Genomic DNA, 13,428 nt, shown 5'->3' on the forward strand with positions numbered 1-13,428 from the left:
GGGCCAGGTTTCGAGCGTGTAACAAATTCACATGAAAGTTTGCGTGGATTCAAGGCGTCCGTACATTTGGGCTCACGCGATCAGCCCTCAGGAGGCGCAGCCGTCGGCGCCCTCACGGGTCGACAGCGACGCAACTTGGGGTTTGATCAGCACTTTTCACCACCCTTCAGTTCGGAGTGCCATGAAGATCACGAAGAAGCTCGGCCTCGCGGCCGGCCTCGTCAGCATCGCTCTCGTCGTCACGGCGTGCAGCGGCGGCGGCGGCAACGACGGCGACGGGGCCGCCAAGAACGGCGAGTTGTCCCCCGACGGCGACATCAACGCCACCGCGGCGGCCGACGTCGAGCAGGGCGGCACACTGACGCTGCCCCTCAGCCAGCTGCCCTCGCAGTGGAACTACGGGCAGCTCGACGGCGCCCTGGCCGACGCCTCGCTGATCGAGAGCGCCGTGCTTCCCCAACCGTTCCGCATCGACGAGAAGGGCGTCGCGCAGATCGACGAGAACCTCGTCACGAGCGCCGAGGCCACGAGCGAGGACCCGCTCGTCGTGACCTACGACATCAACCCCGACGCGGTGTGGAGCGACGGCACGCCGATCACGGTCGCCGACTTCCAGGCCTGGAAGACAGCACTCGACGGCTCGAACCCCGAGTACCTGGTCGGCAGCACGCTCGGCCCCGACCGCATGGCCTCCGTCGAGGCGGGCTCGAGCGACAAGCAGGTCGTCGTGACCTACGCCGAGCCCTTCTCGGACTGGAAGAGCATGTTCGCCCCGCTGTACCCGGCGAGCCTCTACAACGACCCGAACGCCTTCAACACGGCCTACGTCGACACCCTCCCGGTCTCGGGCGGTCCGTACAAGGTCGACAAGATCGACACGACGGCCCAGACCGTGACGATCGTGCCCAACGAGACCTGGTGGGGCGACGCCCCGAAGCTGGACTCCGTGGTCTTCCGCGCACTCGACAGCGACGCCGACGTCGACGCCTACCTGAACGGCGAGATCGACTTCGTCACGGGCAACTCGTCGGAGCGCTACGACCGCCTGAAGGACGCGAAGGACACCGACATCCGGGCGGCACCGTCGGCTCGGTACACGCACGTCGACTTCAGCACCAAGGGCGTCCTCGCCGACGAGAAGATCCGTCAGGCGATCCAGCACGCGGTCGACCGCGAGGCGCTCGGCAAGGTCATCACGGGCACCCTGCCCTACGAGCTGACCACGCTGAACAACCACCTCTTCCTCAGCACGGACGGCGCGTACCAGGACAACGCGAAGGAGACCGGCAACTACGACGTCGACGAGGCGAAGAAGATCCTGGCCGACGACGGGTGGGAGCTGAACGGCGACGTGCTCGAGAAGGACGGGAAGCAGCTCGAGATCGCCGTGACGATCCCGTCCGGCACGCCCATCTCGCAGCAGCTGTCCGAGGTCATGCAGAGCCAGCTCGCCGCGGTCGGCATCAAGCTGACGATCAACGCCGTCAGCGTCGACTCGTTCTTCGAGGACAACGTGACGCCGGGCAACTACGACATGACGATCTTCGTCTGGGCGGGCACCGGCTACCAGGCGTCCGGCGTCAGCATCTACAACTCGGACGAGCAGGGTCAGAACTACGGTCGTGTCTCGAGCCCCGAGATCGACGACCTGCTCAGCCAGGCCGTGGCCGAGGGCGACCCCGAGAAGGCCGCCGACCTGTACAACCAGGCCGACGAGAAGATCTGGGAGATCGGGCACTCGATGCCGATCATCCAGGCGCCGTACATCTCGTTCCAGAGCCCGAAGCTCGCGAACTTCGGCGCCCGCGCCGGAGCGAGCGACGTGGACTGGACGGTCGTCGGCTTCACGAAGTAGGAGCACCGCCCGAGGCCCGTCCGGCCCCTCGCTCAGCGTGGGGACGGGCGGGCCTTCCGCGTCCGCGCCCGCGCCCGCGCCCGCGTCCGCGCCCGCCGACGCTGCGCCTCCACCAGGCCGGTGGCCAGGGAGTAACCCGCGTAGCCGAGCAGGGCGATCGCCAGCAGCGGCACGATCCACGACCGGGCGTCGCCGTTCACGACCTGGTTGACGAACCCGAGCCACGGCACCGAGTACCACAGCGTGCCGCGCACCTGCTCGGGCAGCACGGCGGCCTCGTCCGGCTCGGAGTTGTTGTCGCCCTTGGTCACGAACGCGGTGCCACCGTCCGACGACGACACGATCTCGATCACCCGGTGGCTGATCACCTCGGGCCGGCCGCTCTCGATCTGGTAGGTCACGACGTCGCCGATCCGGATCTCGTCGGCCGGGGTCGGCTTCACCACGATCAGGGTGCCCGGGGGCAGCCGCGGCTCCATCGAACTGGTCAGCACCGTCAGCGGGGTGGCCCCCGCGACCTTCGGCACGACGATCAGCACGGTCGCGAGCCCGAGCACGAGGACGAACAGCCCCGCACTGAGGCCGAGGCCGAGCGCGTGCAGCAGGCCTTTCTCCCGCACGGCGGCGCGGCGGCCGCTCACGGCTGCTCCCCCGCTGTGTCGTCGTCGTCCGGGCGCCGGCGACCGACCGCCACGAACGCGCCCGCCAGCACGGCGATCGCCGCGATGAGCAGCGGCAGCCAGCTGCCGCGCAACGGCACGGGCACGAAGTCGTCGAGCACGTCGAGGGCGTGGACGGGCAGCTCGGTGTCCGTGCCCGACGCGTCGGTGGTCCCGTCCGACGCGTCGTCGCCGACGGAGGACGCCGCCCCGCCGGCCTCACCAGCCGAGGAAGCGCGGGTCGTCACCGCCTCGATCGTCGCGCTCGAGACGCGGTCGCCCCCCGCGCCTCCTGCGCTCGTGTCGGTGTCCGTGTCCGCGCCCGCGTCCGCCGCGCCGGTGGTCCCGGCCGACGCGCACCCTGCCGGCACAGCCGCCCCGGCCAGGCCGGTGAGCGTGACGAGCACGCCGAAGTCGAGGGTCTGGTCACCGGTGCCGTCGGCGGCGGAACCGTCGAGGGCGACCGAGACGGTGACCGGCACCTCCTGCCCCGCGGCGAGCCGGACGGGCGCGAGCACGGGGGTGCAGCCGTCGCCGGCCAGGGTGACGGGCGGCAGGTCGCCGACGTCGAGGTCGGAGTGCGAGCTGACCGTGACCGCCTCGGCGAACGCGGGCGACGAGGTCGTGACGTCGACGAGGCGGGCGCTGAGCGCGGCCGGCTCGCTTGAGAGGTTCTTCACCCAGAAGGTGCCGGTCGTGCTCGCCCCGGGGACGAGCCGCAGGTCGTCGCCGAACAGCGCCGAGTCGAGGCGACCCTGCCAGTGCTCGCCGTCGCCGCTGACCATCAGGCGGGGCTCGGTGGCGGCCGTGGCGGGAGTCGGGGCCGCCAGGAGGCCGGTGGCGACGCCGAGCGCCGTGACGGCGACGACGGCCGCGACCACCCGGCCGCCGGTCACCCGCACTGGATGTTCCTCGTCCCGTACTGGTCGTAGACCACCTTCAGCGTGCCGACGGCCATGAGGTCGGTCGGCTGGCCGTCGACCATCACGCGGATGTCGACGCCGATCAGGCCGTCGCCGAAGGGGTCCTTCGGCAGGTTGTCGCGGGTGAAGGCGAAGTGCGGGTAGTCGCCGGTCTGCTCGTTGTTCGAGACCCGGGTGCTGCCGACGTAGGTCGCGTAGCGGGTCGGGGTCGCGCGGGTCGACGGGTCGAAGTCGAGCCATGCGTAGGCCTCGCCGTCGGTGCGGCAGACCGCGGTCTGCGGGGGGACGATCGTGTTGTTCTGGACGATCCGGCGGTCCTGCGGGGTCGCGGTCCACGATCCGGCGGCCAGCGCCACGGTGAGGACCGGGTTGACGCGTCCGGTGGGCGACGAGGTCGCGATCGAGGTGCGGAGGCACCAGGTCGCACTGGCCTTGGCGGCGAGGGTGCCGGACAGGTTCGGCACGGCCGACCAGGTGCCGCTGACGCTCCCCGAGCCGACGGTGGACGTCGAGGTGCAGGCGGACGCCGCGGACACCGGCCAGCCGACGACGGCGATCGACGCGGCGAGGTCGGCGGAGCTGCCCGAGCTCAGGCTGCCGCGCGTCGAGTACGTCGCCGCGACCGTGCCCGAGTTCGTGAAGGTCCACGGCGCCGTGAGCGACCGGGTCGATCCGGAGTAGTCGGCCTGCAGACCGTCGACGGTTCCGGCCGTGAGCCCGACGGCGCCGGTCTTGACCTGTTCAGTGAGGGTGGCGGACGCCGTCCAGAGCGCCGAGGCCGCGCCTCCGGAGGCCAGCGCGACGCCGACGACCACGCCGACGACGACGGCGGCCAGGGCCGATCGCACGCGGGACCGGGGACGTGGGCCGATCACGTGCCGCCGTCCGCTCACGAGACGGCGCCCGGTCACGCGGCCACCTGCGTCCCGGTCAGGACGAGCCCGATCGACGAGGTCTGGTTCTGCAGGGTCGCCGGGACGTCCGAGTCGAGCGTCACGACGATGCAGCCGGTGACGGTGGCGCCCGCCGGCAGCGTGAAGTAGCCGCTGCCGGTGTCGAACGCCGCGGGTCGTGCCGAGTACCCGCCGACGCCCGCGACGCAGTCCGCGGACTTCGTGACGGCCGCGAGCTTCACGGTCAGCTCACCGGGCAGGGCGGACGCCGACGCCGTGGTGGTCCCGGCCGTCACCCGCATGGCCAGGGCGACCGACCCCGTGTTCGTCGCGCTGAAGGTGCCCGCGGTGGCGCCGCCGGGGCCGAGGGCGGACGTGTCGAGGGCCTTGACGCTGCCGACCGAGAGGCCCGCCGTGCCCGATGTGACGGTGACGGCCGTGGGCGCGACCGCGGAGTTCCACAGCGCGTACGTGCCCCCGGTCGCCACGAGCGCGACGGCGACCGCCCCGGCCACGACGGCCGTCCCCGCCCACAGCGAGCGCAGCGGACGACGGGACGAGGAGGCGCGCTCGGGCGAGCGGTGACGTGCGCGTCCGCCGGGCTGTCCGGTCAACGTCTCACCCCCTGGTGGTCGGTCGTGCGATGCGGTGGCCCGTGATCCCCTGGTCGGGAGGTTCGGACGGGAGGTGGTGACCGGACCGCGTCGGGTACGGTCCGGTCACCGGTCGGTGAGGCCGGGTGCGGCGGCCGTCGGGCCACCGGCACCCGCTACGCGATGGCGCGCTGCTTGAGCGTGAAGGTCAGCTTGCTCAGGTCGAGCGTGCCGCCCTGGCTGGCGGCGTCGGTCACCGTCGAGGGCAGCTCGACGACGAAGGTCACGACGGCCGAGGTGCTGCCGGCGGCCACGGGGGCGACGACGTAGCTGCCGGCCGTGCTGCCCGCGGTGACGCCGGACGGCAGGGTCGTGGCGCCGGCGGCCGTCGAGAGGGTCAGCGTGTTCGTCACGTAGGGCTTCAGGCTGCCGGTGACCGAGGCCGCGTCGTAGGTGAGGTCGGCCCGCAGGTCGTTGCCCGAGGCGGCGATGGTGATCGGCTGCGTGAACTGCAGCTTGCTGCCGGGGACGATCTTGTAGGCGGCGACCTGGGCGGTCGTCAGGGCCGTGCTCCGGCCGTTCGTGACGTCGGTCCAGCTGCCCGCCGACGACTGGGCGAGCGAGAGGGTGCCCGAGGCGACGCTGGCGGCGTTGACCTCGGTGCTGGCGTTCCAGAGGGCGAAGGTCCCGGCGCCACCGAGGAGGAGGGCGATGCCGGCGGCGCCGGCGACGGCACCCTTGACGAGCTTGTTCATGTGGGTCCTGTTCCGCGCGCCGAGGCGCGCTCGAGCACCGCCGTGCACCGTCGGTCGGGTCGACGTCGGGGTGGCACACGGCGCTGCAGGGGCTGTCGGCTCCGGGTCGGGCGGCCGATCGGTGTCGTCGGGCGCCGGGCTCTCGAGGAGTTCGGGTTCTTCGGGCGGGCAGGCCGCGACGACAGATCCGACATTACGCGGTCCCCCAAAGTGCCGACAGGCCATCCATGCCGATGCATGCACCCAGTTGGGGGGACAAAACGGACCGTGACGTCTGTCGGTGACAGGGTGGACACCGGTTTGTACCCCGAAAGGAGCGATCTGCACCCCGATCCGCCCCCGACGCCCCGACCCGGGCCCGGGTCGCGTCCGGGTCGGGACCGGGCGGGCCAGACCGGGTACGGTCGACAACGTGGCGACAGCATACGAACCCAGAGTCGGGCGGATCCCCATCACGGGCCTCACCCCGACGACACCCGACCGAGTGTTCCCGACGAAGGCCTTCTCCGGCGAGGTGGTCACCTTCGGGGCGACCGTCTTCCGCGAGGGCCACGACCTGATCGGGGCCGACCTCGTCACGATCGACCCCGAGGGCGCCGAGACCCGGCACCGCATGGTCGCCGGCATCCCCGGCACCGACCGGTGGACGGCCCAGGTGCAGCTCGAGGCCGAGGGCGACTGGGCCTGGCAGGTCGAGGCCTACACCGACGACTGGGCCACGTGGCTGCACGCGGCCGAGATCAAGGTGCCGGCCGGGCTCGACGTCGAGGTCACCTTCGCCCTCGGCAGTCGTCTGCTGGCGGACGCCGTCGACGAGTACCCCGACACGACCCTCATCCGCGATGCGGCCAAGGCGCTCGCGAACCCCGCCCTCTCCCCTGCCTCGCGCCTCCGCGTCGCCACCGACCCGCGCCTCGCCGCGGTCCTCCTGGTGAAGCCGCTCGCGAGCCTCGTCACGCGCAGTGCGCCCGAAGCACTCCGCGTCGAGCGGAGCCGCGCCGGCCTCGGCAGCTGGTACGAGTTCTTCCCCCGCAGCGAGGGCGCCCGCAAGCAGGCCGACGGCACGTGGAAGAGCGGCACGTTCCGCACCGCGGCACGCCGCCTGCCCTCCATCGCGCGCATGGGCTTCGACGTCGTGTACATCCCGCCCGTGCACCCGATCGGCACGACGTTCCGCAAGGGCCCGAACAACTCGCTGACCGCCGGTCCGGCCGACCCGGGCTCGCCCTACGCCATCGGCTCGGCTGACGGCGGGCACGACGCGGTGCACCCCGACCTCGGCACCGTCGCGGACTTCCGCTGGTTCGTCGACGCCGCGAAGAACGCCGGCCTCGAGCTCGCCCTCGACCTGGCGCTGCAGTGCTCGCCCGACCACCCCTGGGTCACCGAGCACCCCGAGTGGTTCACGACCCTGCCCGACGGCACGATCGCCTACGCCGAGAACCCGCCCAAGAAGTACCAGGACATCTACCCCCTGAACTTCGACAACGACTACGAGGGCGTCAGCCGCGAGGTGCTGCGCATCGTGCGGCACTGGATCGAGCTCGGCGTGACGATCTTCCGCGTCGACAACCCGCACACGAAACCGGTGCGCTTCTGGGAGTGGCTGCTGCACGAGATCCGGCAGACGAACCCCGAGGTGGTCTTCCTCTCGGAGGCGTTCACGAAGCCGGCCATGATGCAGGCGCTGGCGCAGGTGGGGTTCCACCAGTCGTACACGTACTTCACCTGGCGCAACGAGAAATGGGAGCTCGAGGAGTACCTCGACGAGCTGTCGAAGGAGACGAGCGCCTGGCTGCGCCCGAACCTCTTCGTCAACACGCACGACATCCTCACGCCCTACCTGCAGTTCGGCGGGCCTGCGGCCTACAAGATCCGTGCCGCGATCGCCGCGACGGCCTCGCCGACCTGGGGCGTCTACTCGGGCTACGAGCTCTTCGAGGACGTGGCGCGACCGGGCAGCGAAGAGAACATCGACAACGAGAAGTACGAGTACAAGCCCCGCGACTGGGCCGCCGCCGAAGAGGCCGGGGCATCGCTGGCGCCGTACCTGACGCAGCTCAACCGCATCCGCGCCTCCCACCCGGCCCTGCGTCAGCTGCGCAACCTCGAGATCCACTCGAGCGACGACGAGTCGATCCTCGTCTTCTCGAAGTACCTGTCCCGTGCGCACACCCGCAGCGGACGTGCCGACGGCATCATCGTCGTCGCGAACGTCGACCCGCACTCGGCGCGCGAGACGACCGTCCACCTCGACGTCACGAAGTTCGGGTTGCAGCCCGGTGGCACCTACACCGTGCGCGACCTCATCACCGGTCAGTCGTGGACCTGGGGCGACGACAACTACGTCCGACTGGACGCCTTCGTCGAACCGGTGCACGTTCTCTCCGTCGACCTCAACCGAGCCCCGTAGGAGCGACCCGATGACCATTACTCCCCCGACCGGCCCCGACGCCGGCACCGGCACCGACCAGGGCACCGACACCCGGGTCGACCCCGCCGTGGCGAGCGACGCCGACGGCCTGTTCTCCCTCGGCGACGACGAGGTCTTCTCCGCCGCCACCGGCACCCACGGCCACCCGCACGCCGTCCTCGGCGCGCACCCCCGCGGCGGCCGCACCGCCGTCCGCGTCGTCCGACCGCTGGCCGAGACGGTCACCGTGACCAGCGCCTCCGGGTCGTCCCTCGCGCTCGAGCACGTGGCCCACGGCCTCTGGCAGGGTGTCACGAGCGAGCCGGTCGACGCGTACACGGTCGAGGCGACCTACGAAGGAGGCGCGGCGTGGGTCTCCGACGACCCCTACCGTTTCGCCCCCACCGTCACCGAGTTCGACCTGTACCTCTTCGGCGAGGGCCGCCACGAGCAGCTCTGGAAGATGCTCGGCAGCCACGTGCGCGAGCACGAAGGCGTCACCGGCACCTCGTTCGCCGTCTGGGCGCCGCACGCCCGTGCCGTCCGCGTGAAGGGCGACCTCAACGGCTGGAACGGCGAGCGGCACGCGATGCGCCGCCTCGACGGCAACGGCGTCTGGGAGCTCTTCGTGCCCGGCGTGACGGACGGCATCTACAAGTACGAGGTGCTCACCCCCGACGACGTCTGGGTCGAACGCGCGGACCCGATGGCTCGCACCTCCGAGGTGCCGCCGCTCACCGGTTCGGTCGTCACGAAGGCCGCCCATGCCTGGGCCGACGACGCCTGGATGGCCGCCCGCGCCGAGAACGACGTCCACGCCGGCCCGATGAGCGTCTACGAGCTGCACGTCGGCTCTTGGCGCCCGGGGCTGAACTACCGCGAACTGGCCGACCAGCTGATCGAGTACGTCGGCGAGCTCGGCTTCACCCACGTCGAGTTCATGCCGCTCGCCGAGCACCCCTTCGGCGGCTCGTGGGGCTACCAGGTCACCGGCTACTACGCCGTGACCAGCCGGTTCGGCAGCCCCGACGACCTGCGCTACCTGATCGACCGGCTGCACCAGGCCGGCATCGGCGTGATCATGGACTGGGTGCCCGGGCACTTCCCGAAGGACGAGTGGGCCCTGGCGAAGTTCGACGGTCGCGCCGTCTACGAGCACTCCGACCCGCGCCGCGGCGAACAGCCCGACTGGGGCACGCTGGTCTTCAACTTCGGCGACTCGCAGGTGCGCAACTTCCTCGTCTCGAACGCCCTCTACTGGCTCGAGGAGTTCCACATCGACGGGCTGCGCGTCGACGCCGTCGCCTCGATGCTCTACCTCGACTACAGCCGCAACGAGGGCGAATGGCTGCCGAACGAGTTCGGCGGACGCGAGAACCTCGAGGCGATCAGCTTCCTCCAAGAGGCCAACGCCACGGCCTACAAGCGTCACCCCGGCATCGTCATGATCGCCGAAGAGAGCACGAGCTGGCCCGGCGTCACCCGCCCGACCAGCGAGGGCGGACTCGGTTTCGGCATCAAGTGGAACATGGGCTGGATGCACGACACCCTCGGCTACGTCGCCGAGGACCCGCTCTACCGCTCGCACCACCACGGCGAGATCACCTTCTCGTTCGTCTACGCGTTCAGCGAGAACTTCATGCTGCCGATCAGCCACGACGAGGTCGTGCACGGCAAGGGGTCGCTGCTCAACAAGATGCCCGGCGACCAGTGGCAGAAGCTCGCCAACCTGCGCGCCTACCTCGCGTACATGTGGGGCCACCCCGGCAAGCAGCTGCTCTTCATGGGCAGCGAGTTCGGCCAGCCCAGCGAGTGGAGCGAAGAACGAGGGCTCGACTGGTGGATCCTCGACCAGCCCGTGCACCAGGGGCTGCACGGACTCGTGTCGCGCCTCAACGAGGTGTACCGCGACGAGCCCGCGCTCTGGGCGCACGACTTCGACACAGACGGTTTCGAGTGGATCGACGGCGGCGCCGCCCAGCACAGCGTCGTCGCCTTCCTCCGCAAGTCCGGCTCGGGCGACTCGGTCGCCGTCCTGGCGAACTTCTCGGGTGAACCGGTGCGCATGCGCTTCGGCCTGCCCGAGGCCGGTCGGTGGGACGAGATCCTCAACACCGACGCCGAGGTCTACGGCGGTTCGGGTGTCGGCAACTTCGGCGGCGTCACCGCGACCGACGACCCCTGGGCCGGACGCCCCGCCGCGGCCGACGTACAGTTGCCGCCGCTCGGCGTCGTCTGGCTCAAGCTGCGCCGCTGAGCCTCGGCTCCACCGAGACGGAACCCCCGCCACCCTTCCGGGTCGCGGGGGTTCCGTCGTCCACGCAGGAGGCGCGGCTCAGTACAGCAGCATCGCCAGACGACGGCGGGCGGTCGCCACCCGGGGGTCGTCCACCCCGACGATCTCGAAGTACTCGAGCAGGCGGGCCCGGGCGGCGTCACGGCCCTCGGGGTCGAGCGACGGGAAGACGGTCAGCACACGGTCGAAGGCGTCGTCGATGTGCCCACCGCTGAGGTCGAGGTCGGCCACGTCGAGCTGGGCGCCGAGGTCGGTGGGGGCGGCGGCAGCCGCCGCACGGACGTCGGCCAGCGACGCGCCCTGCAGCCGCTCGAGCAACGACACCTGGGCGAGACCGGCCACGGCGAGCTGGTCGCGAGGGTCTTGAGCGATGGCCGTCTTGTAGGCGGTGATCGCCGCGGCGTAGTCACCCCGGTCGATCGCGTCGTAGGCGTCCTGGTGGTGCGGGGGCAGCGGCTCCGGTTCGGGCTCGACCTCGTCGGCCTCGCCCGCCGGGGCGCCGTCGACCACCGCCGTGCCGGTCACGCCGTTCTGCGCGGCGAGCTCGAGCACCTGCTCGAAGACGTCGCGCACCTGGGCCTCGGGCAGGGCCCCGACGAAGAGCTGGACGGGCCGGCCGCCGATCACCGCGGCGACCGCCGGGATCGACTGGGCCTGGAAGGCCTGCGTCAGCTGGGGGTTGGCATCGACGTCGACCTTGACGAGCAGCAGGCGGCCGGCGTATTCGCCGACCAGCTTGTCGAGGACCGGCGAGAGCTGCTTGCACGGGCCGCACCACTCGGCCCAGAGGTCGACGATCACCGGGACGGTGTTGCTGATCTCGAGGACCTGCGTGAAGGTGGCGTCGGTCGCGTCGAGCACGAGGCCCGGCACCGCGACCTGACCGGCGGCCGGGGCCGGGGCGCCACCCGCGCCTCCTGCGGTCGCGCCGTCGGCGGGCGAGCCGTCGGACGGGCCGGCCGGGGTGGGGGCCGGCGGGCGGTTGACGAGCGACGAGAGGTCGACGGCCCCGCGGAGACCTGCGGGGACGGGGGGAAGGTTGGTCATGGCAGCTCCTTGGCAGAGGTGAGGGCCTGGCTGAAACCGAGCAGGACGATCGGGTCGTCGCTGCCGACGGGCGGGACGGAGAACAAGAGCTCGACGCCGTAGGTCGCCTCGATGCCCTTCGACGACTCGTCGAGGCCCAGCAGGGTCTTGACGGTGCCCTCGGGGTTGACCTTGGCGCCGGTGGCCGTCGGCTTGACGGTCTCGATCTCGTTCAACGCGACCGAGACGATGGCTCCGGCGTCGTTGGTGGCGAAGGCGACCGGGGTCTCGTCGTCGGCCTGCGACGTGTAGTCGATCGACGCGGTGGTCGGCAGGGCCGCACGCTTGGCGTCCTTGTAGGCCTTGCCGATCTTCTCGCGCAGGGTGTCGCCGTCGGTCTGGAACTGGGCGGCGTACTGGCTCTCGTCGCCGTTGCGCAGGATGTCGCCGTAGGCCTCGGCGAGCTGGTCGGGCTGCAGCTTGAGCAGCTTGACGTCGGGCGAGAGCCGGGCGGCGCCGATCGACGCGGGGGCGACCGTCAACGGCGTCTGCGTCTGGAGGCTGACCGCGTACTCGACCTTGTACGGGTCTCGCGCGGTCTCTTGTTCGAGCGTGAGGGCGACGGGTGCGACGCTCGTGTCGGCGTCCTGCACGACGACGAACGCCGACCGTGGCCACGAGTCTGCCTGCTGCGGCAGCGTGAGCGTGACGGTGCCGGTCGGGATGGCCAGGGGGGCGGCGGCTGCGGCGTCCTTGGAACGGATCGTGTAGTTCGCCTGGCGCTGTTCGAGGGCGGGGCCCGTGAAGCGGGTGGCCGCGAGGTCGGCGTTCAGCGAGGCATCGGCCTCGGTCGCCGTCGCCGAGATGCGTTCGACGATGCGCTTCGCCTGGGCGACGCTGATCACGGGGGGCTGCAGCGCATTGCCCGTGTCACCGGACTCCGTGCCGTCGGTCGAGGTGGGCGTCGGGGTCGGGGTGGCCGAGTCGGAACCCGCCGCCGGTGCCTGCTGCGGCCAGTAGTCGGCGGTGCACGCCGACAGGGCGAGCGACGAGACCAGCACGATCGGCACCACGGCGACGAGCCGACGGATGCCGCGGGCCCGACCACGGCCGGGCGCGAGCGTCTCGGTGCCGGCGGCGTCGAGCGCCTTGACCGCCTTGCGGCCGGCCCGGCGCGACAGGCGGGGTCGCTTCCCGTCGCCCGAGCGTCGGCGCGGGCCGCGCGTGCGGCGGTGGTGCAGGATCGCCCAGACGTACAGACCGATGCCGATCAGCAGGACCACGAGGCCGCCGACGATCAGCGGCCCGGCCAGGGGGGTCGCGGTCGAGAGAGGCCAGGTGATGCGGACGTCGGCCGGGGCCGGCTGCGTGCCGTCCGAGACGATGACGAGCGAGACGTCGTCGGGCGCGTCGAGCGAGAAGGTGAGGTCGCTGCCGGTGAACTGGTCGAACCAGAGGTCGGAGTCCGTCGGGTCGGGGACCTCGGCGGTGTCGCCCGCGACCGTGCGGCTGGCGAGCTCGCCGGTGGCCTGGTCGTACTCGACCTCGTTGTAGCTGGCGTCACCCACCCAGCCGAGCACGTCGGACGTGCGGCCGTAGGCGGCGAACGCGGTCTCGCCACCCGAGACCGACACCGTCTGACGCCCGTCGTGGCCGTGCAGCGCCGAGGCCGGGACGACCGTGACGGTCGCGTCGGAGTCGCTGGTGTCGACCTGGGACGACACGCTCGGCGGGGGCGCGAAGACGGTGCGTTGGGCGAAGCCCAACGCCACCATCACCGCCGCCAGGACGACGACGACGACTGCGACGATGAAACGCACGTTTCTCTCCCTCCGAGCCACCATCCCGGTCGGGGCGCCAGGAACCGTCGTAGTCGACGACGGGCCTCGCACGAGCCTGGCCAGGAGGCCGGGCGCGGCAGCAGAATTTAAGACGGCTCAGCGTATCCGACGAGGCTGAGAGGCGCCTAACCCGTCGGTCGGCGTCCGTCGAGGGCCTCCCACTAGCATCGTGAC

General features: G+C 71.4%; 10 protein-coding genes. 3 read left to right on the top strand and 7 right to left on the bottom strand.

Going from position 1 to position 13,428, the window contains the following annotated elements; translation table 11 throughout:
• Nucleotides 1–181 precede the first annotated feature (181 nt).
• A complete protein-coding gene (locus tag BIV04_RS03630) occupies nucleotides 182–1,855 on the top strand; it encodes an ABC transporter family substrate-binding protein (protein WP_071254170.1) in 1,674 nt (557 codons plus the stop codon).
• Between the two features lie 32 nt (nucleotides 1,856–1,887).
• Here BIV04_RS03630 and BIV04_RS03635 read toward each other — a convergent pair whose 3' ends face one another.
• From BIV04_RS03635 to BIV04_RS03655, 5 genes are all read right to left on the bottom strand, one after another.
• Nucleotides 1,888–2,496, bottom strand: coding sequence for a signal peptidase I (locus tag BIV04_RS03635; RefSeq protein ID WP_071254172.1), 609 nt, complete (start codon nucleotides 2,494–2,496; stop codon nucleotides 1,888–1,890).
• The gene (locus BIV04_RS03640) at nucleotides 2,493–3,410 is read right to left on the bottom strand and encodes a hypothetical protein (RefSeq protein ID WP_143048526.1); all 918 of its coding nucleotides are present in this window, start codon (nucleotides 3,408–3,410) and stop codon (nucleotides 2,493–2,495) included. The genes BIV04_RS03635 and BIV04_RS03640 overlap by 4 nt, the downstream gene beginning before the upstream one ends.
• Nucleotides 3,407–4,348 carry a hypothetical protein gene (locus BIV04_RS03645; RefSeq protein WP_143048527.1) on the bottom strand — a complete coding sequence of 314 codons (942 nt, stop codon included), beginning with the start codon at nucleotides 4,346–4,348 and terminating at the stop codon, nucleotides 3,407–3,409. The genes BIV04_RS03640 and BIV04_RS03645 overlap by 4 nt, the downstream gene beginning before the upstream one ends.
• Nucleotides 4,345–4,944 (bottom strand): TasA family protein, encoded by a 600-nt coding sequence (locus BIV04_RS03650; RefSeq protein ID WP_071254178.1) that lies wholly within the window; start codon nucleotides 4,942–4,944, stop codon nucleotides 4,345–4,347. The genes BIV04_RS03645 and BIV04_RS03650 overlap by 4 nt, the downstream gene beginning before the upstream one ends.
• A 155-nt stretch (nucleotides 4,945–5,099) precedes the next feature.
• On the bottom strand, nucleotides 5,100–5,678 hold the full coding sequence (locus BIV04_RS03655; protein WP_071254180.1) for an alternate-type signal peptide domain-containing protein: 579 nt from the start codon (nucleotides 5,676–5,678) through the stop codon (nucleotides 5,100–5,102).
• A 412-nt stretch (nucleotides 5,679–6,090) separates the two neighbouring features.
• On the opposite strand from BIV04_RS03655, the gene BIV04_RS03660 reads away from it, so the two are divergent.
• Nucleotides 6,091–8,091: an alpha-1,4-glucan--maltose-1-phosphate maltosyltransferase gene (locus tag BIV04_RS03660; RefSeq protein WP_083396098.1), complete on the top strand. Its 2,001-nt coding sequence runs from the start codon at nucleotides 6,091–6,093 to the stop codon at nucleotides 8,089–8,091.
• A 10-nt stretch (nucleotides 8,092–8,101) separates the two neighbouring features.
• Nucleotides 8,102–10,348, top strand: coding sequence for a 1,4-alpha-glucan branching protein GlgB (glgB, locus tag BIV04_RS03665; RefSeq protein ID WP_083396099.1), 2,247 nt, complete (start codon nucleotides 8,102–8,104; stop codon nucleotides 10,346–10,348).
• A gap of 78 nt (nucleotides 10,349–10,426) precedes the next feature.
• On the opposite strand, the gene BIV04_RS03670 is transcribed toward glgB, so the two are convergent.
• The gene (locus BIV04_RS03670; protein ID WP_071254182.1) at nucleotides 10,427–11,434 is read right to left on the bottom strand and encodes a tetratricopeptide repeat protein; all 1,008 of its coding nucleotides are present in this window, start codon (nucleotides 11,432–11,434) and stop codon (nucleotides 10,427–10,429) included.
• Nucleotides 11,431–13,233 carry a hypothetical protein gene (locus BIV04_RS03675; RefSeq protein WP_071254184.1) on the bottom strand — a complete coding sequence of 601 codons (1,803 nt, stop codon included), beginning with the start codon at nucleotides 13,231–13,233 and terminating at the stop codon, nucleotides 11,431–11,433. Before BIV04_RS03675 ends, BIV04_RS03670 begins: the two co-directional genes overlap by 4 nt.
• Between the last annotated feature and the right edge of the window lie 195 nt (nucleotides 13,234–13,428).

This window comes from Frigoribacterium sp. MCBA15_019, from assembly GCF_001864945.1.
Lineage (GTDB): Bacteria > Actinomycetota > Actinomycetes > Actinomycetales > Microbacteriaceae > Frigoribacterium.

What these genes read in the sequence shown, in the direction of transcription:
- BIV04_RS03630 (WP_071254170.1), top strand. Translation starts at nt 182, where the DNA reads ATGAAGATCACGAAGAAGCTCGGCCTCGCGGCCGGCCTCGTCAGCATC.
- BIV04_RS03655 (WP_071254180.1), bottom strand. Translation starts at nt 5,678, where the DNA reads ATGAACAAGCTCGTCAAGGGTGCCGTCGCCGGCGCCGCCGGCATCGCC.
- glgB (WP_083396099.1), top strand. Translation starts at nt 8,102, where the DNA reads ATGACCATTACTCCCCCGACCGGCCCCGACGCCGGCACCGGCACCGAC.
- BIV04_RS03670 (WP_071254182.1), bottom strand. Translation starts at nt 11,434, where the DNA reads ATGACCAACCTTCCCCCCGTCCCCGCAGGTCTCCGCGGGGCCGTCGAC.